Raw genomic sequence first — 25,732 nt, forward strand, 5'->3', positions numbered from 1 at the left:
GATTTGGTTCTCTCCAATGTTTCAATTGGCACATCGGGTATAGCATCACATCCCAAAGCCATGTATGTCCCTCCGCCCGTAATCCCCGTTCTTGCCCTGCCTATTCATTCCGCATCTGGCACATCGAACTCCCGCAACGTCCCATTGTCATCGCTTATACCGTGCCCACAGGCGCAAATAACCGTAGAACCGCACATTTCAATTGCCAACTTCCCAAGTGCCGCGCCATCTTTCCACTCGACCTCGCGACTACACTTGTTGCAGTGAATGACAAACATCTCTCAGACCTCCGTTTTCAGGGCGTGGTGGGTCAAGAGGATATCGAGACTAATCCTGCTCCCTTTCGTCTTTCGCCCTATCTTTGTTCGGATATTCAAGGAATTGCTCCATGACAGTTCGGGGCAGGCGATGGGCTTCGGATAGCGGTATGCCATTTACTCTGCACCAATCGACCAGTTTCCTGACTTTCACTTTTGGGTCGTTCGGGTCAGGATGTACGGCGTAAACGCCGTCTGGGATGTCATTCCTATCAAGTTCCTCTACAAGAAGCCGTTTCCTTATTTGAACAAGCTCTTTCCAGTCAGTGATGTCAACGGCTTCCGACATTCCGTAGATTGCAAGATCGCTCAGATGACCGAATAAGTCCTCAAATGTCCCACTATAACGGTTTTCAAACGCCTTAATCTGTTCCTTGATGGCTTGGAGCCTCTGCACTACTGTCTGGTGCTTGGTTATCTCGACTTGTGCATTTCTCTGACGTTCCAAGTCCCTCGAAAAGTCATCGTGATTCACGGGTTTCTACCCCTTTGCATGTCTCTGCAATTTCGCTAACACTTCCTTGTGCCTTCGAATCGTGCTCTTAGTGATATGTGCCATTGGGACCTCTGTGTTACAGAGCGGTTTCCCCAGGAGCGTTACCCTGGGCGACTTTACCCTGCCCTCCTGCTCTGTTGCAACTGTCCCCTCGGACTCAGACTGTCTGACCAGAGTCAACACCTTCACGACAGTCATATCACAAACCTTGGCGATGGCAGGGACGGGGAGGAGGTTGAACAATCGTACCGCGATTCCCTCTCTCACTTGTTGCCGAATCTCGTCAGAAGACTGATCCCAATCACTTGTCATTTCTGCACCTCCGTTCCTGCCCTAAATCTAAAAACTGCACTTCAAACTATTGATTCACTTAGTTTTCAACATCATAACTCAAGAGTATCTTTATGTAAAAATATGGATTCAATAGTGTTGGGATCATAACACCAGGGGTTGAGTCGAAACTTGGGAGAGTTACTGGGAGAAGGAAATCGTCGTAAGAATACGCCTCATTAGATGACTTTCTCTGAGCTTTAGCAATACGAAACGCTTTGTACTCTATAATGATGACATCGGCGGAAACGGCTCCAATGAAGCGGCGGAGTGTGATGATTAGCGATGAAGATGAACGTTTACACATATGAGGGCGCATGGTTTTGGATACTGTTCTATCTGTGGGTCGCTTTAGAGATGGTGTTTTGGATACGCGCCCGATTTCTTCGGCGCGGACAACCGAGGAAGCAGAATGATGATCGCGGTTCAGTCGCACTTATCATGATTGGAATGTACGTGCTGATCTTCGTGTCGATAATGTTCTCAGTACGTCATCTTGGGATTCTTCCTCAATGGACGCGATACGTCGGCTTCTTGTTGATGATTGCGGGTATGATCATCCGTTTCTCCGCGATCATCCAACTCGGAAGGTTTTTCTCCCCTGTTGTCGGGGTTGTGTCAAACCAAGAAATCATACAATCGGGGCTTTATCGGTGGATTCGACATCCCGCTTATACGGGTGGGTTTATTACAGCCGTGGGCATAGGGCTTGGTCTCCGTACCTGGTGGGGTGTATTGCTATGTGGTGCTGGATTACTTCTGGTTTATGCGTACAGAATTCATGTTGAGGAGAAAGTCTTGATTGAGCATTTCGGAGAGAGGTACGCGGAGTATCGGAAGCATACGAAAAAGATGTTTCCTGGGATATGGTGAAGAAGTGACAGGGTTTAGTAAGGACTGTATGGGGATAATCGAGGGGGCGACTCGTGCAAGCCTTCATGAACTATTTCGGACAGGATTACGGATTTATTCCGTGTCTACTCTTTTTCTTTCCGCTTGGTGTGATTGTTTTTTCGGCTGTGATTACCCTGCTGTCACGTCGGTGGTTTCTGGCACCAATCATTGTCGCATTGGTGTTCGGTGCTTTTTTACATACACCTACACTCAATTCAACGCAACAATTGGCAACTTCATCCCGCCGTTTGTAGCGTACATTGTAATTTCGGTTTTGGTGGGATTTGTTTCGTCTAAGATCGCGTTTCGACGAAAGTGATTCAAAGGGTATAACAGGCATATTGAAATAATCCACATTGACAGAAGTCGTGTCACTTCGAAATTAGCTTGCTGAAAGATGGACGGTCTGTTGACTGTCCTGGTTACACCCCCATTTCATTCTGGAAGTCTCACTATATTTCATGGGGATTCATCGTTTGATTCAAACACGGGAGGTGTCAGAATGACGAAAAGGCGAAATGTTCTCATCATAGTTCTTCTCATTATTGGTGTGATTGCGCTCTGCGTCGTGGAGTTTGGAGTGAAAGCAAGATTACGTCAACAACAAGCGTATCAGGTAGCTCAGTTGAATCCACTGACCAATGACTTTGCAAACATCGTAAAGTTCAAGAATCCGTACATGGGTAACAACGCAAATGACGCGAACCTGAATGCAAATTTACCGTTAGCCAACGTTCCACACACGTTTGTTATCCATCCACAGACAAGGGAACTGGATATCCGCTACACGGAGACTATTCAGGACATTGGATTCACTAACGTTCAATCCAGCTTGGTGTACAATGCAACAGCCAATTTTGCCTTGATCGATAATTTGGATTCGATGAGGTTTGTATTTCCAGGGGCTTCATACCATGTGACTCGTGCGCTGGTTCAATCCTGGTACGGAGTGGCTCCTGCGACGCTCGCAAACCAAACAGCGTGGAAACAAAATGTGCAGAGTAAGTTGGCGAATCCACAGTATGTAAAGAATGCGTTTAAAGCGTTCTTTGGGGGTGGCTCTTAGGAAGACACAGGATGGTTACAATGCATCACCAGAACACACACAAAATCGCATTCTGGTGACGTAGGCTGAACTCGGTTTACGCAGTTGAGCGCGTTCGCGAGTTGTAATTATCCACAGCCCGAAAGACATATCTCAACAGTACGAGGAGTACGAGTAGTATTCCAACCATCAGCAAGATTCCATACCCATTTGGGTCGTAGTGTCCCCAGAATCTACTCCAATGGGTTGCCTGCCACAGATGATACTGTACGTAATCCCTAACAGGAACCCACAGTCCAATTGCCAGCGACAGAAGTATTGGGAATCGGCTGATGGACTTATTCCTGGTAAAAAGGTATATACCGACTGACAAACAGAATAGCAAAATACCGCTAATCCCTAATGGTGCAGAACGGGAAGTCTGCCCCCAACCTGGAACTAAGAGTGTAGCAAGGTAATAGCGGTGTGACATCCGCATAAACAGCCAAAGTGCCGCGAAGATACCCGTAATCAGTACCAATGCCCATCTATCCCTCTGGCAACGAGTCTTGACCAACATCAGCGTGTCCAGACACAGTGCCAGCATTAGGGATGGTGAAATCGGAATACGTGTCGTGAAAAAGCGCACCCATGGATTCTCATGCCAAGATGCCCATGTGGATGGGGCAGGGTTTGACTGGATGGATGCGTAGAGGAGTTAAATGCCGAGCAAAAATAGGACGAAAAACACTGAGGCGAGTGAGTTGATGACAGGTAAAGTTACCCCAAATGTCTGTCGAGCAATCTGCTTGCGAATCTCCCGTCTGCTTCCGAATCGACGAAGTGCCTTCTCAACGGCTTCGGCTTCCTCTAATCCCGTTTCCTTCAGGTGTTCTACCTCATCGAACAGATGTGTAGACATCTCATCGACCCATTCAGTCTGCTCACTGCGCGTCAATCCGCTACGATGGACAATGTGCTTCAAATAGTTTTCGATCTCGTTCACGTCGGTTCGACCCCTCCCAGGAAAGTATTTACGATGGCTTGGTTTCGCTTCCAAGCTTCTCGATGCTTGGCAAGCTGTTCATGTCCTTGGGTTGTAATCCGATAGTACCTTCTCCTTGGTCCTGAACCGTCGTTGCCCCAGTACCCTTCAATCCAATGTTCTGCCTCTAAGCGTCGTAGGGCGGGGTAGAGTGTTCCTTCCTTCAATTCGAGCGCACCACCAGTTTGGTGATTCACAATCTGGGCAATTTCATAGCCGTAAGAGTCATGCCCAGCGATTATGGAAAGGATTATCGCGTCGATATATCCCTTCATCATTTCGCTCTTCACCCAAGTCACCTACCTATGTAGAATATCTATGTATTGGTTATACATGAAAGGAAGGAGATAGGCAAGCAGATTTGGGGGATTATGACGGGCACAAAAAATTCTTCCATCTCATTCCAGGTTTTTGAGATAATGATGGTATGTGTCAGTCTCAGGGTACTGGACATCAACAATACGAGCGCGGGGAGGGATGTTTGTGAGGACCAGAGTATGGATTGGTATAGTCACTGTCCTTGTCATCGTGTCGGGAATTTTGGGATACGTTCATCACCCCTACAACGCGCCACAGTCCACTACCCCCAGTTATTTATCCAAGCAACAGATAATCGCAGATATTCAGAAACAACAACTAACCCAGAACAAGGTGGCTCAAGATGTCCGCGTGATGCATCTGAAGACGATTGGGAACGAGGGCGTTGCTTTTGCGACTTTTCGAGTGAATGGACAGCAAGAATTCGCGAGTTTGCTGATGTCTTCAACGGGTTACGACATGAGTACCTATACAATGGGGACGGACAAAGCAGTAACCATTCAATACACCACACTTGGAGGAGACGGGTTTGAATATATCACAGGTGGGGTTTTCGACCATCCGAGTGTTGTCAGTGCGGTGATAATCTGGTCAAATGGGACTGCGGTGACAGTTCCAGTTCAGAACGGCTACTTCTGGTATGAGCACAGGGTTCAGATGCCTACAGATCCGCATGTGAAACAAGTGGTTGGAATTACAAGTCGTGGGACGATTGTTCAAAGCGAGATAAGCAAAAGTCAGTAAATGGTTTAAAGGGCATGTGGTGCGGTAGGAAGGGGATAAAAGTATGCACGTAAGTCGGTTTATAACCCTATTAACAGGGGTTCTTGCAACCACATTCCTTCTGTCTGGGTGTGCAATGACACGCCCCTCTAATCAGAAAAACTCGACCAATGCCATTTCACAGCCACAAAGCCCTCCGTATGACTACAAATCACTTGTGGGATTTCAACCCGTGTTGCCAAAGCAGAACTTTCAGCTAAAGCAGATTACGTCATATGTATTCAAGTATGTAAACCCTCCATGGGGCAAGGTCGATCCGAAAGTGATGGAGACATGGGGGAACGGTATTGCTTATGATGCGATGTATATCTCACCAAATGGCAGTGGGAAGTCCTTTACTGTAATGGAGACATCCATCGCTTCTGACAACCTTCCAAACGTTGGGACTGCCTGGAAGAGTGTTCAGCACAACGACATCACATTGTACGAAAACAATGTCCAAGGGATTGGCAAGGTAGTCGCGACTATCAAACACGGCGTTCTCTGTGTGGTTACATTTGCGAACGCCTTCACCACGACCCAACTTGAACAGATACTTAAATCTCTGACTGTCCCAGTTCACACAGCTCCCGAAATGATCAAGACCCAGACATTTGGGTTTAAGCAAGCACCAACGCCCTTCACCGCTTTGTTGCCGAACAGAATTCCATTCAAATGGGATACACGCACTGTCGTCGGCGTAGATGTAAAAAATCCTGATGGCAAGAACAATCAAGAGATGGGTCGATTAACGTTGACATACAGTCATGGTCAAACGCAAGTAAAAATCCTCGAAGCCCTCGGTCTGAAATACGTCAATCCCAATACTACCAAGGCTCCAAATGGTTCAAAGGTTACTCTAAGTGATGGGAACGAAGCTGTTTACATTGACGGGGGGTTCCAATGTTTCCATGGTTGACGGCGGAAGCCCCAATCGTCAAGTGCTAACGTGGAACCTAAATAACGGTGTGAACCTGATCATCGTTGGTTCCGAGTGTTCGACTCAATGTGGGAAGCGGAGGAATGGGGGGTGGACTCGTTGTACAGCGAAGTGACGATATCGCCGTTGTGCATCTCCAGTGTCGAATCAAAAACTAACTTCGCGACATCAGGACTATCCCCTGCTAACGCCAAGGCTTTTTAAAAAATGTCGTGACAGTTTGAGTCGCCTGTCACCATCACTTACGACGGTGAAAACTTTGGTGTTCAGGTCAATCATCTGCTGTTAACGGACAGTTAAGTTATGTTTTGATAAACCAAAAACATGAGTATTTCGGAGGACTAAACAAATGAAAAGATTGATCTGGACTTTGCCTGTTTTGTTCGCCGTGACTGGCTGTGGTCAGCAGGGTGTAGTAAATAACAACACGACAATTTTCTCCAACCACACCACTCTCACCTCGCCAAAACAAACAGGATTTGATTACAGAAAGTTGTTGGGATTTCAACCATTGCTCCCTGCAAAAGTACCGAGCGGATACACTTTAAAGAACATCCAGACAGAAATTGACACGCTGGGCAAAGAGGGTAACGTGTACTCCTTTTCGGCGTTATATCAAAATGGGAACTCTTATTTCGGAGTGTGGGAAGCCAAGACAACAGGACATACAACAGTGCCAATGCCAAGTTCCGCTCAGAAAGTAACCATCAACGGGATCAGCGGTGTATCTTACGAGCAAGACGGGTACAATCTTCAATTTACGCAAGGCGGGATCACCTATCGAGTTGAAGGACAAACGCTTTCGGATCAAGATCAACAGAGCGTAATGACTATTGCTTCCTCTTTGACGGTCCCAGCGCAAAAGAAACCAGACAAAATCATCCGTCGTTCTTTTACAAAATGAATTACGCGAACAATCCAGTTTCGGGAATATGAATGGGATAGCATAACTGTCCTGTTGGGGAGGTTAATGAGTGAATAAATTTATTCTTGCCACAGCACTGATAGGAATAATCTATTTGGGAATGGTGGGATGTGGTACAAAGAAAACCACTTCAAGTAGTATTCCCACTTCTTTTTCACCTGCCGTGAAACAGGCTATGAAAGCGTATCAGAATTTCAACCAGACACCGTTCGTTACTCGTACCCACAGTCGTGCCAACCCCATCGTCAAAGTCCGCTTCGATGAAGATTACGAGTACGGCGAATGACCCAAGCTATGACAAGTACAATTATCTTTTGAGGTACATGTCAACAGACTCTTCGACACATAAACCGATTACAGAGATTGCTTATGTGACAGGAAGCAAGGAATTCGCAACTGAGGCAAACTTCGATGTATTTTACCACTTCAGTCAATACTCAGGTCCAGAAGTGAAAATGCCAGACATCGTTGCATCGCAGTTCGACACGAAAATCGGGCATGAGACATTAGCCAATGGAATTTCCGCCACAACGTATCTCGTCACATCCAAAAAATCCAACCCCAGTAGTCCACCTGTGACTCACGTTATATGGCATGAAGGAAAGTGGACTTTTGAGGTTAGTAGTTTGACGAAATCAATCAGCCGACCTAACAGTATCGCCAATAACGTAATAACCCATTTCGACAGTTCAAAACTACCGACTCCGTGGAAAAACGCTTATGTTGAAATTCAAGATACTTCTGGCGGCTTATTTAAGTCTCGTCAGATTGACACCATTGTCAGTTGGGATGAGTCGTTCGGGAAAACCCAAGGGAAATACCAAATTCGCACGCTATCTTCATGTGCAGATCCTATTTTCACGGCGTTAGACATGACTACGTCGATGAAGATTTACTCATAAACGCTGGAACAGTTTCTTGAGCTAACGGACAGCAGTACGCCATAAGATGGAAGAATTGTTTTGGTTGGAAAAACCTACACCGCAACGTTTGCGACGAGTAGTGCGTCTCACTCAATGAGGAGGCGTACAAAATGAAGAAAATTCTCTCTGTGTTCGTATTCGGTACTGTTCTACTTACTGGCTGTGGACATGAATTTGTTACACAACCACCAGCTAAATCAAACGGGGTAATCTCGCCTGTGTCAGCCTCAGACGACACCAAGGGACAATTCGCTACACCCAAAGTAGACCCCCCCGTCGTGAAACCTACTCTACAAACGGTGCAATTCCCGAAAGAAATGGAAATTCAACATGTGTATGTTATTGCTGGATTGGCAGGGAGATCATATACACCGAAAAATCAATCAGAGACGGTGGCACAGATTGAACAGTGGTTAAAGACAGCTAAACCTGTATCCGTTCAACTTCCTCCACCTCCCAACCCGCCAATCGTGACGAATGCGAATACGAACCCTGCGGTACTCGAATTGCAATTATCCTCTAAAAAGGTAATTTCGATTAGCCCAACTTTCTACATGGGGGGACATTCGCAGGAGTTGAGTCAGTTGTATCATTTTGTCGATGGCGTGATATCGTATCAGGTCGCAACTAAGACAGTCTACTTTAAGGACCCAAACCTGTATAACTGGTTAAAAAGCAACCAGTGGCAAGAACAGTTCAACACCAATTGAGAAAGTGAGATTTGGACATTCTTCTGTCACTATCGGGTTCACATAAGACTTGCAGAGGTGAAAAGCAAGGAGGTAGCCAAATGAACAACCATGAAGGACAGACTTACTGTGGGCAATATTCATATGTGTGCTCATTATCACGCTTCATACAATTACGTTCTAAAATCTAATTAAGCATCTTAAGGTAACGGAGGCATATCCGCAAGAAGCAGAGCCGAGGGACAGTTGCATAACAATTCGGTGGTGCTACGCTGTCATTACGGAGCTATGGGGTAGCATAATGCAATAAGGAACATATCCATAATTTCACTATAAGTGATATGGAGTGGTAGACAGTGAGAAATGGTTTGGGTGTCTTAAGTGTATTTGCAATAGCGACTTTGAGTTTATCAGGTTGTGGAACAACTGCCTCAAAAGGAACAACTAATGACCTTCCAGAAACAAGTACAAATACCGATTCCACGATGAAGGTTTATCCATATAACAGTTCCCTCTCGATTGGAAAAACCAATCCTAAAGACGACGCACAAGCGAAGCAATTTACCTTTACACAACCAGATATTCCTGGACTCAATATCCAAACCGTTGTATTGAATATGCAAAATACCTGGGGGATCAAGCCAGGAAACGCCAGCTTTCAGGCTGGCTGGTACACTTATAATGGCTATCGTGTCGAGAACGGCATTAGCGATGGGTACACTGTAAACTGGCGTTCTCCACAACAGGTTACAGTAGTGGACTTTTCTGTTGTAACAACCAAAGGCACTCCATCTGAACTAAAAGCCGAGGCGATTAAATACCTCGGTTATGCCGCCACTCTCCCGTATACAGGTGCGAATCCAGCAACAGCAATGCAGTGGGTACAACACGAATTACAAACCTATGACGGGAAGCAGATGACTGTCGATCAAAAGATCGGTAAGGTTTATTTTATGCTTGGACCATACGTGAAGAACGGAAATCAATTGATTTCTGAATTAACCATTTCAGCATCAACGATGGGGAAACCATAAAACTTTGGGTGGTTTAACGTCTATGCAGAGTACAGGTTAGGAAATCGAAGCAATCCATTTTATGCTTTACGAAAGTGAGGCGGTATCATGAAAATACACATATCCGTGACAGAGCGTGATGTGAGGGATTACATAAACTCACGGATGAAAAGAACTCGCCCCCTGAGAAATCGGTTGATACGTGGTCTCGTTATATTTTTCGTAATCATAACGGCGATTTTTTGGATTGTTGATAACAGTGTGTTCGTGGTGGTCGGATGCGATTTGTTCATAGCGTGCGCGGTTGCATTTGCATGGTTCCGATATCTTAAGAGGATTAGTCAAAACAGTAATTTCAAGCGTCTAACCGCATTTGAGCTTACGCCTGATTATATTTCTTTTACAGCAAATGATGTCACGAGCAAGGCTGATTGGAGTTCTGTTCAATCAATTATGGATACTGATAAATTTGTGATCTTTGTGCTCCCAAATCAACAAGAAATACCTATTCCCAAACACAGTTTCAAAGGTGAAGAGCAATATACTGAGTTCATGGACTTAACCAAGTTTAAACTCGGCAAGTAATCGAGGATTTAGAGAGAAAAATCGACAGACTTTCAAGGCAAAGTCAGCCAAAACCAAGTATGTGATTGTGAATAACCGAACCCCTCAACCCCCCAAATCCCCCTTATGACCAAACAAAAACTACATATCGTCGTTCAGGCGGCTTTTTGCAGTATAATTTTGGCATAGGGATTGTAAGGGAGCGGATTGAATGGGACGAAGTGTTACGGTTCCAATGCAAGCTCATGACGATGTGCGTGAGTGTCGTCTTTATGGCGCGAGGCAACCCAAATCTGGAAGGAGAGTCACCGACGACGAATTGACACGTATTCGCCAGTGGCTTCGTTCTGCTCAGTTGGTTGAGGAATTCTTAAGTAGTTCGAATGGAACCAACGATTCCGAGAATAGAATTGTCATTGAGTTAATACATGGACAACCGATGCGGATTACTCCTCTCACGGGAGACGCAATCCATTTGGATGACGGTGGCGGAGCAGTACGTATTTTGAAACAGGCTGACTTGCGTGGGTTGTTGGACGCTCTGTAATTCGGATCAGGAGACGAGAGGGGAAGGGAAGGTCTGTTCATGAATACCGTTCGAGTTTGGCACATGGAATCCTTCATTCTTGCTCTTTGCGGGGTCATTTCACTTAAGGTACTCCCTGGATTCGGGATTCTCACCTGCCTTGTATTGTGCAATGTCGCATTGGTACTTGGAATTCGGAATAGGCAGTACCGCTTTGCTGTCGCGGGAATCACCCTTCCAGTAGTTGGGCTGGTACTTTCCTTGCTATTCATAGTGTTAGCAATGTATTCGATAGCCTTTGTGAACGGAATGTCCCACGCCCCTGTGTACTATTTTTGAAATGGGTTCGGGTAGTCCCAATGGGAACTGTTAACAAGCAAGCACGCTACTGATCCACGAAGCCCATTGTATGCCCATATCGTGTGAAATAGGGGGCAAAAACGATGCAGAGACGCGAAGGGATTGTGAAGTGGTTTAAGGACGAAAGAGGCTACGGTCGCATCATGCTGGACGGACAGGATGGGAATCATGTCTTCGTCCATTTTAGCGGAATCAGACCTGATTCTATACGATTTCCGAATGGATTCCGTTATCTCAAGGAAGGTCAGAGAGTCTCATTCCACTTAGTTGAACACCCACAGTCAACGGACAGTCAAAGATGGACGGCGACAGACGTTGAAATCATCAGCGACTAATCATGTCATCAGGAGAAGTGTTCGTGTGGTTTTATGAGGCTTACGGGCAGAATGCCAGTATGGAGATGAGACAGATGAACGATATAGAAGTTAACGAGTTAAAGGATTCCATCCAAAGTCTCGAAACGAAAATAGATAAGTTGTTGGCTCAACCCAAAAAGCGTTCAGGGTTTTTGTGGAAGGAATTTATTGTTGGATTTGTTGTCGTGTATATCATCATGATGGCTCTTGCTGTTACGGTTGGGTTGCTGAATCAACATTTTGGATTCTTCCACTGAGGTATAGTCACTCTTGCACATACGGAGACAGATATCCAAGAAAGAATCGATTCGGGTAATATGTAGTTGCAGAATAAGTCCATATCTCGTTATTGCATGAGAATTAACCTTACCAGGAGGACAATGACCTTGAAACAATCAAGCAGGTTTCGTTGGTTAAAAGATTGGGTATCACCCATTGTAATTGGGGTTGTCGCGGCATTTGGATTGAAGACTATGGTTGTGAGTGCCGCCGTAGTACCATCGTCATCCATGTACCCTACAATTCCTGCCACTGAAACTCACCATGTATATATTTTGGACAATAAATTGGCTACAGACTTTGGTCGCAAAATTTTTCGGGGAGAAGTTGTAGTATTTCACTATCCAGACTATCCAAAGGAATTGTATGTGAAGCGAGTTATCGGTCTTCCTGGTGATACAGTGAAGGTCACAGCGAACGCAGTGTATATTAACGGACAAAAGTTAAACGAATCTAATCCAAATATTGCCAAATCCAATCTTCCGAAGTTGGGTACTTATCATGTACCCGCAGGACACTACTTCATGTTGGGAGACAATCGTCCAGTTTCCAGGGATAGTCGTTATTGGGTTCACAAATACGTGGCTCGCTCCGCAATCGTTGGCGAAGCTGATTTTATTATTGCGCCACTCAGTAACATTGGGTCAATTTCGCAAAGTTTATCTGCTCCAACTGGATCTTGAACTTAGGCGTATAGATTAAGGAGTTGCGAAGATTTCAAGGCAGGCGAAGCAAAACAGGCTATTCTTCGGGATACGTCAAAAAGTACAATACACTTGAATACCTGCGGACCGTCTAAACCTAAAAGGGATGTTTGATATGATGATTTTTGAATCGGAGAATCTTTACGTATGTCCAACAGAGATGGCAGACGTAGATAGCGTCGTTGAGGTGTATAACTCTAATACGCTTTTCTTAGAAAATCACATGAATACTCAGCAAGTTACATTTGAATGGGTGACTGAAGAACTTGAGTCAATGGGAAAAGCGGGATTTTGTTCATGCAAGGCGGTTGACAAGAGTTCGAGAAAAATCGTTGGTGTCATTGACTTCAAAATCGATCAGGAATCCTATGTGTCGCTGTTAATGGTACACAAGGAATATGAAAATATGGGTTTTGGCAAACAAATCTACCAAGCATTCGAGGATTACGCTAAGTCCAGAGAGAGCAAGCGCATCAGACTGGATGTTGTCACTGGTTACAGCGACAAAGTACTTAATTTCTGGGTTGGAAACGGATTTGAGAAGTTTGAGGACATAAAACTGAATTGGACAGGAGTAACTTTGTTTGCTGTCACGCTGAAGAAGGATATTAGGTTTAATCCAATGCCTTAAATACGAATGCCCGTTAGCAACAAAACAATCTTTAGGAAAGGCTCTTTTCACAAAGATTGTTGCTTTAGAGGACATGGTTTTACCGAAGGTAATAGAAACGATAGAGGGCGACGCCTTTTAGCGTATTCACCCTGTTTGTTGAACAACGATTTCGTTTGGTGTCATGGAATCTTCCCATAACAATGCTGTTATGGTATTCACCGTCGGAAAGAATTTTGTCGTTCTTCAGTATGCCTTCAATTTCAAAGCCATGTCTTTTACTTCATACGGCTCGCAGATATTCGACCGCATAGCACGATTCCCACGAATCTTTTCATCGCCAATTCATACCTCCCAAGAGTACAGCAACACATGAACCCACTTCCGCACATTCATACAAAAGACAGATCTTATCGGGTTGACGGTTTATCCAGGATCGCCAACAGTAAGGTTGCAAGTGGTCCTATAAACAGGGAGATAAAAAACCAGTTTAACCCGCTTCGATTTTTACATTGGGCAATATTCGCGTTTATTAGCATCAATGTACCCCATCCAACCACGTATCCATGCGAAGACCCCGTGATTTGCATAAAATATCACCCCTAATTTGCCGCCATCCTCTCAGGTGGTTAGGCATGATGATGTTTTGTCGCCTGTATTGACGAGGTTGCCGAAGTTCCATGTGCTGTGACAATTGAATAGACGGGACTCAGGGCTACGAGGATTCCGATGATACAAGCTACTATCCACAGCCAGGAGGTACTTCGTTTCCGATAAAGGGTAACTCCAACGGCAATCACCAGACTGATGAGAGCGGGAATGCGAGCAACAACTCCAGCAAAGCTGATAAACGAGAATAACAATAGCAAGACGGTTAGAATCCACAGAAGTGTGAACAACATCGTCCGATACATGTCACCACCTCGTCTTATCCTGCCGACATCCTATGTCCCTAAATTCCCGTTCTTTAACTACTTCCACATACATCCAGACATTCCTGTTCATCCTATGCCAAGATTTATCCGATGAAGACGGGGAATGGGGTGAGAAACATGTTTTGAAAGGCATGTAGTTTCATGTTTGTCGGTAATCGTGTGCCTGACCTGTAAAAATGTTTTCAATTTCAAAATGCAGAAGAACGCGGTGTTCAGATATACCGCGTTCGTTTTGTTGATACCGCAAGTATTATTGCACGTTCACCCCCGATAACGATCTTACGGTCTTCGATAAGTAGAATGAGTTCGTGTCTCGTTCCAGACCACAGTTTCGGTAAAGCATCTGACTCAGCGGTGTCCAGAAAATGATTTTGGAAAAGCAAAATAGTATACCCAAACGGCAAATAGAGGTACTATGAAAGCCAGATAAACCCAAATGTTTATATGGAATATAATGTAGTTATGCCAAGTGAACGTCTCAAACAGATAGCCCCAAACCGCAAGACCGAGTAACCCACCTACAAGAAATTTCACCATCGTCGGTAGACGATGGAACTTGGCAAGAAAGTCGTCTGTTCTAAAGGAGAACTTCCCAATAAGTTGAACAATAACTACTGCAACAGCAAAGATAACCACAGTATTTACAATGAAACCGAGCGTTATAGGGTATTCATAATTAATGTCAGAATGATTTTTAACCTCATGTATGAACTGCCTAAAATACTGTGACGAGACAAGGTTCAAAATAGCCAATAACGCAAATGTACTTAACAGGTATGGTAATCCCTTCACAAACTTTTTTAAGCGTTCTGGCTTCACATTGGCAATAATCTCATCACAAAAGGACTTATAATCGCCGCCAAATACCTCTGTAAGCGATTCATTTCGTTCTTGAGCCGCCATAGCCATGTCAAGCAAGTCCTGACGGATTAGTTCCAGGCGGTCATCTGAAATTTTGCTGACTCGAAGGTAGACCACCATATCGGTCATGATTTTACGATTTTCAGGTGTCAGATTCCTGGTTAGCTTATTATTAGACCTTTGTATCTGCTTAATCTTAGTCACATCTCACCACTCTCCTCAAACAATTTGTTTACGGACTTCTCGATCTCACGCCAGTTGACAAAGAATTCTTTGAGAGCCTGTTCACCTTGCTCCGTAAGTGAATAATACTTACGCTTTGGACCAAGTGGAGAATCTTTGTATGATGCGACCAACAGTCCGTTCTTTTCTAACCTGAGCAGTAACGGGTAAATCGTGCCTTCTGAAATAGATGAGAAACCTACGTTACGTAACTTTTCGGATATTTCATAGCCGTATGTCTCACTTTCCTTTATCACTTTGAGAATGGAGCCTTCCAAGGTTCCCTTTAATAACTGCGAGCGTTCATTCATTTTTGATCACGTACCTTGTTATGCAAGTTACTTCAGGTACATTATATAACAAGGTAGCTGGCTGTCAAGTAACTGAATACATACGGGCTTTCTTTGCCAGCAACTTTGTTCTTATACGTTCTCCAACACACTACTCACATAAGCATATCATTATTGAGTGAGCATGCAGTATTCATGTATAACTGAACCGTCACCTTTTTTCTGAAATGAAACTGGGGAACACAACCATCCGAGTGGCTTCCGCACAACCGATCAAAACCGACCGAACCAACGCCATGGAGCCAAATACCAGGGAGGTACTGTATCGAGACTTCCTTCTGACTATGCTGAGTCCGTACATCCAGCAGGCGATATCCGAACATTATGGGGAATATCGTAGTTTCGCACTGTATCAAGCGCAATTCAGGGACATCAAGCGTCTATGCGATAAGGGGTAGTTCTACTTCGAAGTAACGGTAGTCGTCGAAACATGGACAGGTGCCCACAATCCGCCATATGGATTAGAAACGATTACCTTAACGAACTATCCGCCCACGGTCGGCGGGGCTGGAAAGCCGATTCACATGCTGAAATACGTCCATCAAGACTTGTCTCCAACGGAACCGAGCAGGTTGCCACTTCGGAGGAATTGCTGATAGGGCAGGGAGCAGGGAATGAGCGGCTTAAATACGAGCCGAAGGGCAGGAGTAGCATATATTTCAACTGATGTCTGCATTTTTGTATCGGGTTACAGAAACATCTCATAACCCATTCCAGATTACATAAACCCCGCGATACTTGTCATTCCCGATAAACGGATGGTCAGGGCTTCTCCATGGGGACAGGAGGTCAGAGAGATTGAACCACGGGGATTGAGCCTCCCATGCGCTGTGATCGAGTCTCTATATTGCACTTTGTATTGCACAATAGATTGTGATTTACCTTGCTATTCATCTTTCCGTTTATCTTGTTGTTGAAGAACAGCTTGAAAAATGTCCTGCCCAAGAACATCGCGAATGAATTGATGTTGGACACTGACAACCCCTCTTTGCCTACCGTGCCCCGATTCTCCCTCGAACAAAACTGAGACCCCATTGCTGGAGTCTCGGTGACGGTATCCACTTACGATTGCGTTGAGATAGTCATTTGACTGAGACAGGTTGTTTTTGCACAGTCTCCAACTTGCCCGCATCCAAATCAAAGATGAACGCGATGTCGAATTTTCCTTCGTGATAGTGCGGTGCAGAATCGGAGAGCAGAGCCAGAGTTTGCCCATCCCGCTTGCTGATTCGTTTGGCAACTTCGGAATTGATCAGGTCCCTATTTCGCCTTACATCCTGGTACAAGAACTTGAGGACACGCCTTGTGTTCTCTTCATATCCATCGACTCCACGCTTAAACAAGTTAATGAGATAAATACCGTCGCCGTCACCTATCATCTCGTCAAAGGGCTTCCACTCGATGTGTGCGAAGATGCCCCTGGCATAGTCGATATCCTTGCTCCGAATCATATCGAGAACCTTTTCCTTTCGGGGTGTGTACTCCTCCATATTGGTGTGCCACGTACAGCCCTTGATCGTCCCTTCGTGCCTAAACCCTACGAAAATAGCTGTGTCCATAATGACTAATTCCTCCTCTTTGGTTTGATCCCAATCTATCACGGTGTCAAGATTTGATCAGCCAAAAAAGTGTCGAACCCCGTTTGAGGTCGGAGAGCAGTAAGGGCAAAAGAATTGGAGTGAGTTGGATAGGGTTAAAGAAATGTATACATAAATGTTTAAGGTTATGGGTACATAAATGTTTCCATTTCCATATGCCCTTAAGGTTGTGTTTGTTGAGCCTAATACGTGTTCCGTCCCTTGAAATCTTCCGCCCGAATCCCTTCACCAAATCCGATTGATCCAACGCCATCCATATGCTATGCTCCAGTTGCAAGGCTCCTCCCCGTGTGCCACGGAGAGATTAAACCGAGAATATGGCGCATGGGTACGTTTCAACAGGGTGGCGGAATGCCGCTTTTTTGATATAGGGGATTGACGAACGGTGAATAGGTACTTCTTTGCCATCCTTCCTGTGGAGAGGTGATAGGCAATGCGGGAGGCGAATTGCGGGCGAATTTATTAAGCTCCTTTCAACAGATGAATTGTTTGGCTTTTTCGATCATCACGAAGATGATGGTAACTTTATCTTGGATTTGAACGCGGCAAGAGAAGAACGGGCGGCGAATATTTTACGGACTAATTGGATGAAGGAGGCGCAGGGCAAAAGGTTAACAGATAGGGCATGAGGTTGAAACGGAGTAGGACTCCTTTCTGACATCCGCCTTTGCTGTGAACAACGGAAAATTTTCAGGATTGATGGAATCAATCCGTCGGATATCATCAAAGTCTCTTGATGCTTGGAACATAACCACATTGCTTAATCCCATATGATATGCTAAAATGAAAAGCTGTATCATGGCCACCTGACTCAAAAATGCTACGACGACGCCCGTTGGGGACAGATGAGTGGAGGACAGTATGCACAGACATTGTGGGGTTTGCGGTGAATCGCTTGTCAAGGTGTGGGTGAATTCTGCTTCAGGAACGATCATTGTGGCGGAATCGAAGAGGGGTGGACCTTTCACCAACAGAAAGTCTTCGGCTGTTGATGCTTACCTTTGTCCGAAGTGCGGACGTGTTGAACTTTTTGCACAAAATCCAAAGGTTTTTATGGATGCAAACCATCACGATGGACAGGCTTGAACGATTGAGTAAACAGTGAATGGACGCTTCGCTGGCTCCATCTGCGAAATCGAGTTCATTGTGGCGGATGGAGCGACCGTGGAAGAGCTTCGACTCAATCTGGCGAATCAACTGATTGAATATGCTAAGGACTACATGAATGACTTCTCTCTCTACTTCAATTCCCCAAACACTCGACCTCATTTCCCATATGTGCTCCGTGTTTTACTCGAAGACGACATTGAGGCTGTTGCCTCCACGTTACGTAGCGTTGCTGAGGATAGCGGGGAAACAGGGAGCGGTGGGCATAGTTCACTTGGATGTGTGGTGGATTACATCGAGAAGCACAAGACACGGCACTTCGGAAAAGTTATCGAGGACAACCACGCGATCTTAAAAGCACAGAAGGACAAAAACTGAGTCGGTTCAAAAAAAGGAAGGGGTTACGTAAATGTATACATTTACGTTTGAACTTTCGTAACCAGATTCGTTTGTTGTTCTGGAAATTTATTCGTTTCCTCCAAAACTATCACCTCGTTGAACCCCTCAACAACGTGACTTTTCCCAGTCGGGAAGCGCCTGAAAATGCAGTAAACATGACGGGGTACAGATACGGGAAAATAGATGATATGGGCTGATAGGTATTCGACAAATGTAAACATTTATGGTTCAGGTTAATGAAACATTTCGTGCCCCATTTCAGATTACATGTACCCTTTAACAAAGGTTCAGTTCTTATTGTTGGTGTCTTCAAGCCACGCTTCAATCATAGTTTTCATTTCTTGGGGTTTTCCATACCGTCAATTGCGTAAAAAGTCGCGTGACCTACCGCCGTTAAGAGTAGGAACCCAGTTTGAATCATCTGGGAGTAGTAAAGCGGAGACCCCCTGCCGTTGGATTGAAGTGGGGCTGAAAAAAGATTTCTCCGAGGGTGGCGGGATGCCGCCTTTTTGTCATACGGAGAGTTGAAAAACAGGGGATAGGCGTTACTTTGTCATCCTTCTTGGAAAAAGGGGAACAGCTCATGCAAGAAAACGAATCAACGGCGAGCTAATAAAACTCCTCACTGCCGAAGAATTGTATGGGATTCTCAACCAACGTGAAGATGATGGAAACTTTGTGCTGGATTTGGAGACGGCAAGAGAAGAACGTGCGGAGGAAATTCTGAGGAAAAACTGGATGAAAGAGCGAGAAGAGCAGGATTAAAGTCAGAAAACACGGGCGTAGGGATTGAACGGGGCAGAGCCGAACATCTATAGCGAATATTCAAGTTGGGTGCATTATAGATGCTGGGAGCGAACTGACATGGCGAACCAAGTGAAAGAAAGTGCAGAACGAGTACAGAACAGGTTGTTGGAACTGGGGTACACGAATAAGGTGGTGGAATTACCCGACCGCACGCGAACCGATCAGGATGCCGCAGATGCCATTGGCTGTGAAGTGGCTCAGATTGCGAAGTCCGTCATCTTCCGTTCGAAGAACTCCGACAGCCCCTCAATAGTGGTTGCCAGTGGGGTCAATCGCGTCAATGAGAAATCTCTTTCTAATCAGCTAAATGATAAACTGATGAAAGCTGATGCGGATTTCGTTCGTGAACGCACAGGATTTGTCATAGGCGGAGTTCCTCCACTCGGTCACAAGGAGACCATCGCCACCATTATTGACGAAGACCCCTTTCAGTATAAGACCATCTGGGCGGCGGTAGGACATCCGAAGGCAGTATTTGATTTAACGCCCGATCAACTGGTGGAAATGACCAGGGGAAGGGTGATGGCGATAATCTAAAGTTGGTGGGGACAAGTAAGATAGGGTGAATTCCGACGTTTCGAGGCGTGTGTATGGATGGTGTATGTCAAATGTGTTTTATGCGTGGTACGCTTATTGCAGAAACGGGCAGGAATATGCAATTAAAGCTTATATCTCCTCGGAGCATAAAATCAATCCAAAAAGTGGATTGTAACCAGATATAAACTTATTCCGTCTAACGTTTGTGACATCACGAGGAGGCTCTGAAATGAAAAACTATAAGACATGGGCAACAGCAGGAGTTGCATTAAGTCTTGTGGGAGTTGTTGCAGGATGTGGTAATGCAAACAATTCAACTGGTGGGACAGCTCCGACAAACACGACCAATCAAACGGTCACGAACACTGCAACAAATACAGCCACAAACTTACCAGCGAACGCTACGACCAACAATACAACGGGGGACTCACAGCAACAAACATCACTTTCAACACTATCCTATTCTTCGAGGCAAAAACAACAAATTGTCAATGCCGCAGGTGAGTTTTCCATAACCCCATATATTCCAATAAAGGGTGTTGCGGGCGACAGTTTTATCAGTGTTCGTCCAGGTGGTTATCCATCGATTACACTTACGTTCAACAAAATGGTCGTGAATGAATCCAATCAATCCGTAACGACAGGGGAAACCATTCAATCAAAGTCTCCTGTTACATTGACTAACGGTACAAAGGCAGAGTGGATAACTATCGCTAACACGACAGAACAACCATCACTCATGTTCAAAATCAATGACGTAAATGTGCAGATACAGCCAACTGACACTGGAATGAGTAAACTTGCTGTTGAACAGATTGCATCGTCGATGCAAAAACTTCAGGTTCAGACGGCATTTCAGACTGAATCTGTAACTGTACAGCCAGGAATAACCGTTACATTCAAGGTGCCACAAGGATGGAACAAGCAAAATGCTGGTGCAGGAGGCACGGGTGGTTCGAAGTGGGTCAATCCGATGAATGCGAACCAATGGGTGAAAATCCTGTACAGTGGCAATGTAGGGGCGTTGCAAAACCCTAATACGGGCAAGTACGACGTTACAGCGTACATCAACACCCAAGGTGTCACATGGACGCATGTTGCTTCGGACAAGTTATCAGGGCAATTTACAATCCCAGTCGGTGCTATCAACAACACATCCGTTGGATATGGGTATGCACAAGTGCTCACCAAGCCAAATCCGCTTGGCATAACGGTCGAAGTTGTGGCTCCACAGAACGTGGCTCAATCGGTAGTTCAGAATGTGAGCGTCAACGCGAAGTAGTATATAACCTATATTGAAAACTAAAATGGCGTGCCATCGGTACGCCATTTTGGGGATAACTTTACTAAAAATGCTTTGTCATTCGGGGTGTAAACCCATACGAGAATTCAATCAATATTTCGGATTTTGCACCTCTGAAGGGAATCCATGTCTGTGACGGACCCGTTCTTTATGTCTCCTTGCCGTTTATTTAGTAGAGTATTTATTGCACATAGGGAGGCAAATGTTTAAGAAGCTTGACCCATCCAAACTGTTATGGCGATATATTGCAGTCCTTATTCGCACTTTTAAATTGCGAAAAATGCGATTGGGGGTGAATACGACATATGGATGACGATATGACGAACCCTCACGAGGGCATTGCGCCCGCACCGCCTGCTCAATATGACCGTTTTGTACGGGAGCTTGAAGAGCGGCTATATGATGGTTGCAGTGTCACATTCACGCTTCCTCATCATAGTAGCACCTTATTGGCGCGCGGTGTTTTGAGCAGGCTGGAAGCGCGGGGATGCTATACGGCTGAGATAGACCTGTCTAACGTCTCAACGATTGAGGAATTGACGCTTCTATTGTTGCAGACGGTTCTTCAATTACGTATTGGCATTAGCGCCTTACCGAACTCCTCCCTAAACGACTTCATAGACAGTCTGTCCCGACCTGAGATCCGTGCCAAAATCAAAGACGTTGTGGACATACCATATGTGCAGAGTGTTAAAGAAAGCCCTCTTGAACTCCTGGACGAAAGCGTAAGCCTCCTGCAACGCATCCCAGAACAATCGAAAGCGAGGTTGGTTGTTTGGTTCCACGAATTTCAGGTGATCCACAAGATTGACGACCTCTTGCTGAAGCGGCTCCGTGCGACATTCCAACATCAGACCCATGTAACCTATGCGTTTGTCGGTAGCGACCCCGACCTGATGCGAACGCTGTTTGCCGACCAACATGAGGCATTGTATCGGTTCGCTGTAATGTTGCAGTACCCAGGTGTAAGGGCGGGAGGGTGAAGGTCACTTGAATGGGCATGCTTCATCGAAGGGGTGTTTGCGTACCAACACGATACGTGCTCTAAAGTTCAGTGCGGCTTGGCATAACATTCACTTTAACTTATCGTTTCACTTACGATGGTCAGCTTGGACAGGGCAGGCTTTTACTCTTTCTTGGACACCTTGGAGCATCGTCAGCATCCGCCGACCGCACCCACACGACGATTGCCCGAACGACTCCCGTTCCAAATGGCTCAAGACACAAGCATCCACAGGAGGGGGGGATATGGGTACTTCTCATCCAGTTTTGGGAGGGGTATGGGGGTGTTTGTAGACCTATAGGAAAAAACGTGAAAGAGATAAAAGTAAACTTCAAAAGTAACAAGAGTAATGCGATAACCCCTCCACACACCTCCCATATGCCGAATACAAGCCTCCCCCTCCCCGTGGATGGTGGTGGATGGGAAGCGGGCGCAGGCGAGAAGTCTCGGAGTAGGGGTTCGCGGCGCGAAGACAGTGAATGTACGCCATATGTGGGACATGTTCGCGTTGATTGTGAGACCCGTCATCATGACTTAGCCCAGTTGACTTCCAATATTCAGGGAAGTGATAGGAGAGCCTTTCGTGAACTATATTGGACCGAAAATACGGTCTGGTTGGTAGTCCAAACGCATTACTCCCGTGATGTCCTATCCATCCCCTCGGATGTCCTGGCTTTGAATTGGGGATAGTCTGACGAAGTACGTACAGTTTAGTAATATTGTTAATGGGTGATAATCAATGGGCGATAGTCAAAAGGTTATTCTTCAACATTATGTACCGAGGATGTATCTAAAACACTTTTCACGCCCTGATAAGCGAGCACAGTTATTCGTTTTTGACAAGGAGGTAAGAAAGAGTTTCCCAAGCTCAGTTAACATCATTGCGGCAGAGAGATTTTTCTATGATTTACCTCCTGTAGAATCTAAAGAATTGGATTTTGAAGATGATCCACAAGTCGTCGAGAAAATCTTCTCGGAATTAGAAAACGTCGTTAGCAGAATTCTTAAAAAAGTGATCAGTAGTTATTATATGACACCACGGATGAAGTTGTCCGCGCTCACTCTGTTCTCTCCAGAGGAGCGGGGTAACTTGGTTATTTACATAGTTCTGCAACTACTGCGTACTCCAAAAGCTCGTGAAATGTTAACTGAGTTTCAAGAGAAGCTCATGACAGCGTATTTGAAAACGCAAGTAAAATCAGGACAGTTGCGAGGCTTGCGTGTTCAAATGAAGGAGGAAGCACAGTCCCTTCATCATGCTGAGATCTTGTTCACCGAAGCGGTCGTCGATAAACTGTGCTTCATTCTCGCGCAATACATTTGGTGCGTTGCATACAGAACTTCAGAGGAACCAATTTATACATCAGATAATCCAGTGGTCGCCTATAACCATATTTCCAAGCAAATAAAGATGTCTGGATATGGTGTCCCAGGGATTGAGATTTTATTTCCGCTGAACCCAGACTTACTACTAATTTTGAGAGAGCCAACTCATTTCCACAAGTACCTGTCTTGTGATGGCAAGTTTGTTGAACTGCGCTCCGATGCGACGAATCTATACAATGGGCTTCAAGTATTGTTAGCAAAGAAATTTGTGTTTTCAAGCACAAGTGATTTTTCATTGGCTGAGAGAATCGTGGAAGAATATCCAAATGTAAGCTTGGAGTTGGATATAAATAAAATCAACCAGTCAGCAAAGGAATGGTTTGCAAGGTCGAAGAATGACTGAGTTGGTGACCTAATCTGACTGACAAACAAGCCCTCTCGCAAACGTTCTCACCTCTTCATTCCTTCCCAGAATCTTGCGATTTCCCTCCCAATCTGCCCTTATCTTGCTCTACCTCCTGAATTTTTGTCCTGTGAAGTGTGTATAAGGAAAGGATTCAAAATACACCAGGGTTCCCAATTGGGAAACATTCAGGAGGCGATCAGGTTTGAAAAACGGACGAGACAGGCGTGAAATCCCCGATTCAGTAGGAGCGCGAATTCGTCACTTGAGAAAGCAACTCAATCTCTCATTGAAGGATTTGGAACGTCTGACAGGGGTGTCGCCGAGTTATATCAATCGATTGGAGAACAATACCAGAAAGGCTCCGAGCGTTCCGATTATTTACAAGTTGGCTCCCGTGCTTGGGGTCTCACCCCAAGAACTCATGGAGATGAGTGAAGCGGAACAAAGAGAGAAGGACGTGATTGAGCTTATACTCACGCACCATTATACGCTCTGCAATGGTATCCAAGCGACTCAAGCCATGAAGGATAGTCTCGCCGAGTTGTTGCAGACCGTGATGAGTAGTGACCTCGACGGAAAGAACAAGGTGCGGGACACTATCGTGATTGTTGAAAAGGTGCAGGAGTTCCTTAGATTGATTCGGCAATGAGCATTAGGCAGAGAGGACTCTTCAATCAGGGTTCTCTCTGTTTTTAAAAGGACGAGCAAGGGAGGCTCACATTATGAGTTTTAAAGGGAGCGAACGCGAGTTCATTTTTTCACTGTATCTCAAAGAGCACAAGTCCATACTGGAGGATGTCGTAGGTCGGAGTTTGACCGATCTGTTGCTCGAAGCATACTGGCAGGGATATAAGCTTGATCTATTGGGGTACGACAGGGCTATGGGGGTTCCTGTCATTACCGAAGTGTGGTTAGGGAAAACGGGCGGCTACCATCAGGAACGGTTTCTGAGTCTCTTGGAAACGGTAGATGAGGGGCAGTTGCTTTACCTGGCACTTGGCTTCCAGGTCAAGCATGTTCGCGAACTGGAGCAACAAGTGGGTAGCAGTGACAAACCGATTAAACTGCTGTTGGTGCGGATTACCGATCAGATAATGGAACCACTTGAAACGCTCAATTCCACGCACAAGCTAAAGATTTACAATTCCCTGGGGTTATTGGACGAAGTTCCAAATCCACTTCGGGTCGTCAAAACCATTGAACATCCCCTATACAAGCTTCTCAGCCCGAAACCCCTTCCAGACAATCAGGAATTCGATTTTTCAAAACGAGTGGATGTAAATCGATACGTGCTGTATCGGTTGCGGGAGGCGGTTCCCAATTTCCTGACCTTGCAACGAGAAAAGCACTTCATCGAGGATAATGCCACCATCATTCTTGGTGGGGGGCGTACAGGCATACAGTTTTACATCTCAGCAAGAAACAGAAGGAAGCAAGCGTTCGTGGAGTTGCGATTTGACGAATCAAATAGCGAGCTATTTCAATTGTTCGCGGCGAAACCGTGGTTGTTGCGGGAAAAGGTCGATGAAAGTGTCAAGGTTCAGGACAATACAATCGGGTGTTACTTCAAAGCCTCTGACAACGTGCAAGAGACGGCGGACGAGTTGACGCAGATTTTTAGCAGGATGGTGAGTGCCATCAGCTATCCGTTATTCGATATTCTGCAGTATGAAAATCAGATGGCGTGATGGAAAAGACAGGGATGGCGTGAAGAGCAGGGAGGAGGATTGTAATGTAATGGCGTTGGTTTCCCAACGCCATTACATATGGAAAACGTGAAAAAGCGACACTCCGATACCTCAC

At 45.4% G+C, this 25,732-nt stretch carries 34 protein-coding genes and 1 pseudogene; 24 read left to right on the forward strand and 11 right to left on the reverse strand.

Annotation, left to right across the window (positions count from 1 at the left end; all coding sequences use genetic code 11):
• Positions 1–104: 104 nt before the first annotated feature.
• Genes NZD89_RS02105 through NZD89_RS02115 form a run of 3 tightly spaced genes read right to left on the reverse strand, consistent with a single transcriptional unit; the run spans position 105 to position 1,125 of the window.
• A complete protein-coding gene (locus NZD89_RS02105; protein ID WP_268006206.1) occupies positions 105–278 on the reverse strand; it encodes a hypothetical protein in 174 nt (57 codons plus the stop codon).
• A 49-nt stretch (positions 279–327) separates the two neighbouring features.
• A complete protein-coding gene (locus NZD89_RS02110; protein WP_268006207.1) occupies positions 328–792 on the reverse strand; it encodes a hypothetical protein in 465 nt (154 codons plus the stop codon).
• A 6-nt stretch (positions 793–798) separates the two neighbouring features.
• A complete protein-coding gene (locus NZD89_RS02115) occupies positions 799–1,125 on the reverse strand; it encodes a hypothetical protein (RefSeq protein ID WP_268006208.1) in 327 nt (108 codons plus the stop codon).
• Positions 1,126–1,428: 303 nt separating this feature from the next.
• Here NZD89_RS02115 and NZD89_RS02120 point away from each other — a divergent pair, with 303 nt between their 5' ends.
• The 3 genes from NZD89_RS02120 to NZD89_RS02130 all read left to right on the forward strand — a co-directional run bounded on the left by NZD89_RS02120 (position 1,429) and on the right by NZD89_RS02130 (position 3,103).
• Entirely contained in the window at positions 1,429–2,016 is a 588-nt protein-coding gene (locus tag NZD89_RS02120) for a methyltransferase family protein (RefSeq protein WP_268006209.1), read from the forward strand.
• A gap of 53 nt (positions 2,017–2,069) precedes the next feature.
• Positions 2,070–2,291 (forward strand): DUF2651 family protein, encoded by a 222-nt coding sequence (locus NZD89_RS02125; protein WP_268006210.1) that lies wholly within the window; start codon positions 2,070–2,072, stop codon positions 2,289–2,291.
• A gap of 248 nt (positions 2,292–2,539) precedes the next feature.
• Entirely contained in the window at positions 2,540–3,103 is a 564-nt protein-coding gene (locus tag NZD89_RS02130; protein ID WP_268006211.1) for a DUF4825 domain-containing protein, read from the forward strand.
• 676 nt (positions 3,104–3,779) lie between these two features.
• Here the strand turns inward: NZD89_RS02130 and NZD89_RS02135 are convergent.
• The gene (locus NZD89_RS02135; RefSeq protein ID WP_268006212.1) at positions 3,780–4,067 is read right to left on the reverse strand and encodes a permease prefix domain 1-containing protein; all 288 of its coding nucleotides are present in this window, start codon (positions 4,065–4,067) and stop codon (positions 3,780–3,782) included.
• Positions 4,064–4,384, reverse strand: a complete 321-nt coding sequence (locus tag NZD89_RS02140; RefSeq protein ID WP_268006213.1) for a PadR family transcriptional regulator — start codon at positions 4,382–4,384, stop codon at positions 4,064–4,066. The genes NZD89_RS02135 and NZD89_RS02140 overlap by 4 nt, the downstream gene beginning before the upstream one ends.
• Positions 4,385–4,589: 205 nt before the next feature.
• On the opposite strand from NZD89_RS02140, the gene NZD89_RS02145 reads away from it, so the two are divergent.
• From NZD89_RS02145 to NZD89_RS02205, 13 genes are all read left to right on the forward strand, one after another.
• A complete protein-coding gene (locus NZD89_RS02145; protein ID WP_268006214.1) occupies positions 4,590–5,168 on the forward strand; it encodes a hypothetical protein in 579 nt (192 codons plus the stop codon).
• 43 nt (positions 5,169–5,211) lie between these two features.
• The gene (locus NZD89_RS02150; RefSeq protein ID WP_268006215.1) at positions 5,212–6,105 is read left to right on the forward strand and encodes a hypothetical protein; all 894 of its coding nucleotides are present in this window, start codon (positions 5,212–5,214) and stop codon (positions 6,103–6,105) included.
• Between the two features lie 370 nt (positions 6,106–6,475).
• Positions 6,476–7,030 (forward strand): LolA-like protein, encoded by a 555-nt coding sequence (locus NZD89_RS02155; protein ID WP_268006216.1) that lies wholly within the window; start codon positions 6,476–6,478, stop codon positions 7,028–7,030.
• Between the two features lie 70 nt (positions 7,031–7,100).
• On the forward strand, positions 7,101–7,337 hold the full coding sequence (locus tag NZD89_RS02160) for a hypothetical protein (RefSeq protein WP_268006217.1): 237 nt from the start codon (positions 7,101–7,103) through the stop codon (positions 7,335–7,337).
• A gap of 85 nt (positions 7,338–7,422) precedes the next feature.
• Positions 7,423–7,953: a hypothetical protein gene (locus NZD89_RS02165; protein ID WP_268006218.1), complete on the forward strand. Its 531-nt coding sequence runs from the start codon at positions 7,423–7,425 to the stop codon at positions 7,951–7,953.
• 131 nt (positions 7,954–8,084) lie between these two features.
• Positions 8,085–8,684 carry a hypothetical protein gene (locus NZD89_RS02170; RefSeq protein ID WP_268006219.1) on the forward strand — a complete coding sequence of 200 codons (600 nt, stop codon included), beginning with the start codon at positions 8,085–8,087 and terminating at the stop codon, positions 8,682–8,684.
• A gap of 335 nt (positions 8,685–9,019) precedes the next feature.
• Entirely contained in the window at positions 9,020–9,697 is a 678-nt protein-coding gene (locus tag NZD89_RS02175) for a hypothetical protein (RefSeq protein WP_268006220.1), read from the forward strand.
• An 87-nt stretch (positions 9,698–9,784) separates the two neighbouring features.
• Positions 9,785–10,261 carry a YcxB family protein gene (locus NZD89_RS02180; RefSeq protein WP_268006221.1) on the forward strand — a complete coding sequence of 159 codons (477 nt, stop codon included), beginning with the start codon at positions 9,785–9,787 and terminating at the stop codon, positions 10,259–10,261.
• A 190-nt stretch (positions 10,262–10,451) separates the two neighbouring features.
• Positions 10,452–10,787 carry a hypothetical protein gene (locus NZD89_RS02185; protein WP_268006222.1) on the forward strand — a complete coding sequence of 112 codons (336 nt, stop codon included), beginning with the start codon at positions 10,452–10,454 and terminating at the stop codon, positions 10,785–10,787.
• A gap of 422 nt (positions 10,788–11,209) precedes the next feature.
• Complete coding sequence (locus NZD89_RS02190; RefSeq protein WP_268006223.1) at positions 11,210–11,461, forward strand: cold-shock protein; 252 nt, start codon at positions 11,210–11,212, stop codon at positions 11,459–11,461.
• 23 nt (positions 11,462–11,484) lie between these two features.
• A complete protein-coding gene (locus NZD89_RS02195) occupies positions 11,485–11,739 on the forward strand; it encodes a hypothetical protein (RefSeq protein WP_268006224.1) in 255 nt (84 codons plus the stop codon).
• A gap of 129 nt (positions 11,740–11,868) precedes the next feature.
• The gene (gene lepB, locus NZD89_RS02200; RefSeq protein WP_268006225.1) at positions 11,869–12,444 is read left to right on the forward strand and encodes a signal peptidase I; all 576 of its coding nucleotides are present in this window, start codon (positions 11,869–11,871) and stop codon (positions 12,442–12,444) included.
• 136 nt (positions 12,445–12,580) lie between these two features.
• Positions 12,581–13,096, forward strand: a complete 516-nt coding sequence (locus tag NZD89_RS02205) for a GNAT family N-acetyltransferase (protein WP_268006226.1) — start codon at positions 12,581–12,583, stop codon at positions 13,094–13,096.
• 79 nt (positions 13,097–13,175) lie between these two features.
• On the opposite strand, the pseudogene NZD89_RS02210 reads toward NZD89_RS02205, so the two are convergent.
• From NZD89_RS02210 to NZD89_RS02230, 5 genes and pseudogenes are all read right to left on the reverse strand, one after another.
• A pseudogene (locus tag NZD89_RS02210) lies at positions 13,176–13,355 on the reverse strand (hypothetical protein); the annotation flags it as partial.
• 130 nt (positions 13,356–13,485) lie between these two features.
• Entirely contained in the window at positions 13,486–13,665 is a 180-nt protein-coding gene (locus NZD89_RS02215) for a hypothetical protein (RefSeq protein ID WP_268006227.1), read from the reverse strand.
• 39 nt (positions 13,666–13,704) lie between these two features.
• A complete protein-coding gene (locus NZD89_RS02220; protein WP_268006228.1) occupies positions 13,705–13,989 on the reverse strand; it encodes a hypothetical protein in 285 nt (94 codons plus the stop codon).
• Between the two features lie 369 nt (positions 13,990–14,358).
• Complete coding sequence (locus tag NZD89_RS02225) at positions 14,359–15,075, reverse strand: DUF1129 domain-containing protein (protein WP_268006229.1); 717 nt, start codon at positions 15,073–15,075, stop codon at positions 14,359–14,361.
• Complete coding sequence (locus NZD89_RS02230; protein WP_268006230.1) at positions 15,072–15,404, reverse strand: PadR family transcriptional regulator; 333 nt, start codon at positions 15,402–15,404, stop codon at positions 15,072–15,074. Before NZD89_RS02230 ends, NZD89_RS02225 begins: the two co-directional genes overlap by 4 nt.
• A 275-nt stretch (positions 15,405–15,679) precedes the next feature.
• Between NZD89_RS02230 and NZD89_RS29395 the strand changes: the two genes are divergently transcribed.
• The gene (locus NZD89_RS29395) at positions 15,680–15,841 is read left to right on the forward strand and encodes a DUF3888 domain-containing protein (RefSeq protein WP_369125252.1); all 162 of its coding nucleotides are present in this window, start codon (positions 15,680–15,682) and stop codon (positions 15,839–15,841) included.
• A 684-nt stretch (positions 15,842–16,525) separates the two neighbouring features.
• On the opposite strand, the gene NZD89_RS02235 is transcribed toward NZD89_RS29395, so the two are convergent.
• Positions 16,526–17,002 (reverse strand): hypothetical protein, encoded by a 477-nt coding sequence (locus tag NZD89_RS02235; protein ID WP_268006231.1) that lies wholly within the window; start codon positions 17,000–17,002, stop codon positions 16,526–16,528.
• A 1,140-nt stretch (positions 17,003–18,142) separates the two neighbouring features.
• On the opposite strand from NZD89_RS02235, the gene NZD89_RS02240 reads away from it, so the two are divergent.
• From NZD89_RS02240 to NZD89_RS02270, 7 genes are all read left to right on the forward strand, one after another.
• On the forward strand, positions 18,143–18,526 hold the full coding sequence (locus tag NZD89_RS02240; protein ID WP_268006232.1) for a RelB antitoxin-like protein: 384 nt from the start codon (positions 18,143–18,145) through the stop codon (positions 18,524–18,526).
• An 885-nt stretch (positions 18,527–19,411) separates the two neighbouring features.
• A complete protein-coding gene (locus tag NZD89_RS02245) occupies positions 19,412–19,891 on the forward strand; it encodes a YbaK/EbsC family protein (protein WP_268006233.1) in 480 nt (159 codons plus the stop codon).
• A 229-nt stretch (positions 19,892–20,120) separates the two neighbouring features.
• Positions 20,121–21,173 carry a hypothetical protein gene (locus tag NZD89_RS02250; RefSeq protein ID WP_268006234.1) on the forward strand — a complete coding sequence of 351 codons (1,053 nt, stop codon included), beginning with the start codon at positions 20,121–20,123 and terminating at the stop codon, positions 21,171–21,173.
• A gap of 326 nt (positions 21,174–21,499) precedes the next feature.
• Positions 21,500–22,177 carry a hypothetical protein gene (locus tag NZD89_RS02255; RefSeq protein WP_206915897.1) on the forward strand — a complete coding sequence of 226 codons (678 nt, stop codon included), beginning with the start codon at positions 21,500–21,502 and terminating at the stop codon, positions 22,175–22,177.
• A gap of 759 nt (positions 22,178–22,936) precedes the next feature.
• The gene (locus tag NZD89_RS02260; protein ID WP_268006235.1) at positions 22,937–23,926 is read left to right on the forward strand and encodes a DUF4238 domain-containing protein; all 990 of its coding nucleotides are present in this window, start codon (positions 22,937–22,939) and stop codon (positions 23,924–23,926) included.
• Positions 23,927–24,131: 205 nt separating this feature from the next.
• Positions 24,132–24,578 carry a helix-turn-helix domain-containing protein gene (locus NZD89_RS02265; protein ID WP_268006236.1) on the forward strand — a complete coding sequence of 149 codons (447 nt, stop codon included), beginning with the start codon at positions 24,132–24,134 and terminating at the stop codon, positions 24,576–24,578.
• 73 nt (positions 24,579–24,651) lie between these two features.
• On the forward strand, positions 24,652–25,617 hold the full coding sequence (locus tag NZD89_RS02270) for a hypothetical protein (RefSeq protein WP_268006237.1): 966 nt from the start codon (positions 24,652–24,654) through the stop codon (positions 25,615–25,617).
• The last annotated feature ends 115 nt before the right edge of the window (positions 25,618–25,732 follow it).

It is taken from the genome of Alicyclobacillus fastidiosus (assembly GCF_026651875.1).
Classification (GTDB): domain Bacteria; phylum Bacillota; class Bacilli; order Alicyclobacillales; family Alicyclobacillaceae; genus Alicyclobacillus; species Alicyclobacillus fastidiosus.

What these genes read in the sequence shown, in the direction of transcription:
- NZD89_RS02105 (WP_268006206.1), bottom strand. Translation starts at nt 278, where the DNA reads ATGTTTGTCATTCACTGCAACAAGTGTAGTCGCGAGGTCGAGTGGAAA.
- NZD89_RS02115 (WP_268006208.1), bottom strand. Translation starts at nt 1,125, where the DNA reads ATGACAAGTGATTGGGATCAGTCTTCTGACGAGATTCGGCAACAAGTG.
- NZD89_RS02120 (WP_268006209.1), top strand. Translation starts at nt 1,429, where the DNA reads ATGAAGATGAACGTTTACACATATGAGGGCGCATGGTTTTGGATACTG.
- NZD89_RS02130 (WP_268006211.1), top strand. Translation starts at nt 2,540, where the DNA reads ATGACGAAAAGGCGAAATGTTCTCATCATAGTTCTTCTCATTATTGGT.
- NZD89_RS02140 (WP_268006213.1), bottom strand. Translation starts at nt 4,384, where the DNA reads ATGATGAAGGGATATATCGACGCGATAATCCTTTCCATAATCGCTGGG.
- NZD89_RS02150 (WP_268006215.1), top strand. Translation starts at nt 5,212, where the DNA reads ATGCACGTAAGTCGGTTTATAACCCTATTAACAGGGGTTCTTGCAACC.
- NZD89_RS02155 (WP_268006216.1), top strand. Translation starts at nt 6,476, where the DNA reads ATGAAAAGATTGATCTGGACTTTGCCTGTTTTGTTCGCCGTGACTGGC.
- NZD89_RS02170 (WP_268006219.1), top strand. Translation starts at nt 8,085, where the DNA reads ATGAAGAAAATTCTCTCTGTGTTCGTATTCGGTACTGTTCTACTTACT.
- NZD89_RS02180 (WP_268006221.1), top strand. Translation starts at nt 9,785, where the DNA reads ATGAAAATACACATATCCGTGACAGAGCGTGATGTGAGGGATTACATA.
- NZD89_RS02185 (WP_268006222.1), top strand. Translation starts at nt 10,452, where the DNA reads ATGGGACGAAGTGTTACGGTTCCAATGCAAGCTCATGACGATGTGCGT.
- NZD89_RS02190 (WP_268006223.1), top strand. Translation starts at nt 11,210, where the DNA reads ATGCAGAGACGCGAAGGGATTGTGAAGTGGTTTAAGGACGAAAGAGGC.
- NZD89_RS02205 (WP_268006226.1), top strand. Translation starts at nt 12,581, where the DNA reads ATGATGATTTTTGAATCGGAGAATCTTTACGTATGTCCAACAGAGATG.
- NZD89_RS02215 (WP_268006227.1), bottom strand. Translation starts at nt 13,665, where the DNA reads ATGCAAATCACGGGGTCTTCGCATGGATACGTGGTTGGATGGGGTACA.
- NZD89_RS02220 (WP_268006228.1), bottom strand. Translation starts at nt 13,989, where the DNA reads ATGTATCGGACGATGTTGTTCACACTTCTGTGGATTCTAACCGTCTTG.
- NZD89_RS02230 (WP_268006230.1), bottom strand. Translation starts at nt 15,404, where the DNA reads ATGAATGAACGCTCGCAGTTATTAAAGGGAACCTTGGAAGGCTCCATT.
- NZD89_RS29395 (WP_369125252.1), top strand. Translation starts at nt 15,680, where the DNA reads ATGGAGCCAAATACCAGGGAGGTACTGTATCGAGACTTCCTTCTGACT.
- NZD89_RS02235 (WP_268006231.1), bottom strand. Translation starts at nt 17,002, where the DNA reads ATGGACACAGCTATTTTCGTAGGGTTTAGGCACGAAGGGACGATCAAG.
- NZD89_RS02245 (WP_268006233.1), top strand. Translation starts at nt 19,412, where the DNA reads ATGGCGAACCAAGTGAAAGAAAGTGCAGAACGAGTACAGAACAGGTTG.
- NZD89_RS02250 (WP_268006234.1), top strand. Translation starts at nt 20,121, where the DNA reads ATGAAAAACTATAAGACATGGGCAACAGCAGGAGTTGCATTAAGTCTT.
- NZD89_RS02255 (WP_206915897.1), top strand. Translation starts at nt 21,500, where the DNA reads ATGGATGACGATATGACGAACCCTCACGAGGGCATTGCGCCCGCACCG.
- NZD89_RS02260 (WP_268006235.1), top strand. Translation starts at nt 22,937, where the DNA reads ATGGGCGATAGTCAAAAGGTTATTCTTCAACATTATGTACCGAGGATG.
- NZD89_RS02270 (WP_268006237.1), top strand. Translation starts at nt 24,652, where the DNA reads ATGAGTTTTAAAGGGAGCGAACGCGAGTTCATTTTTTCACTGTATCTC.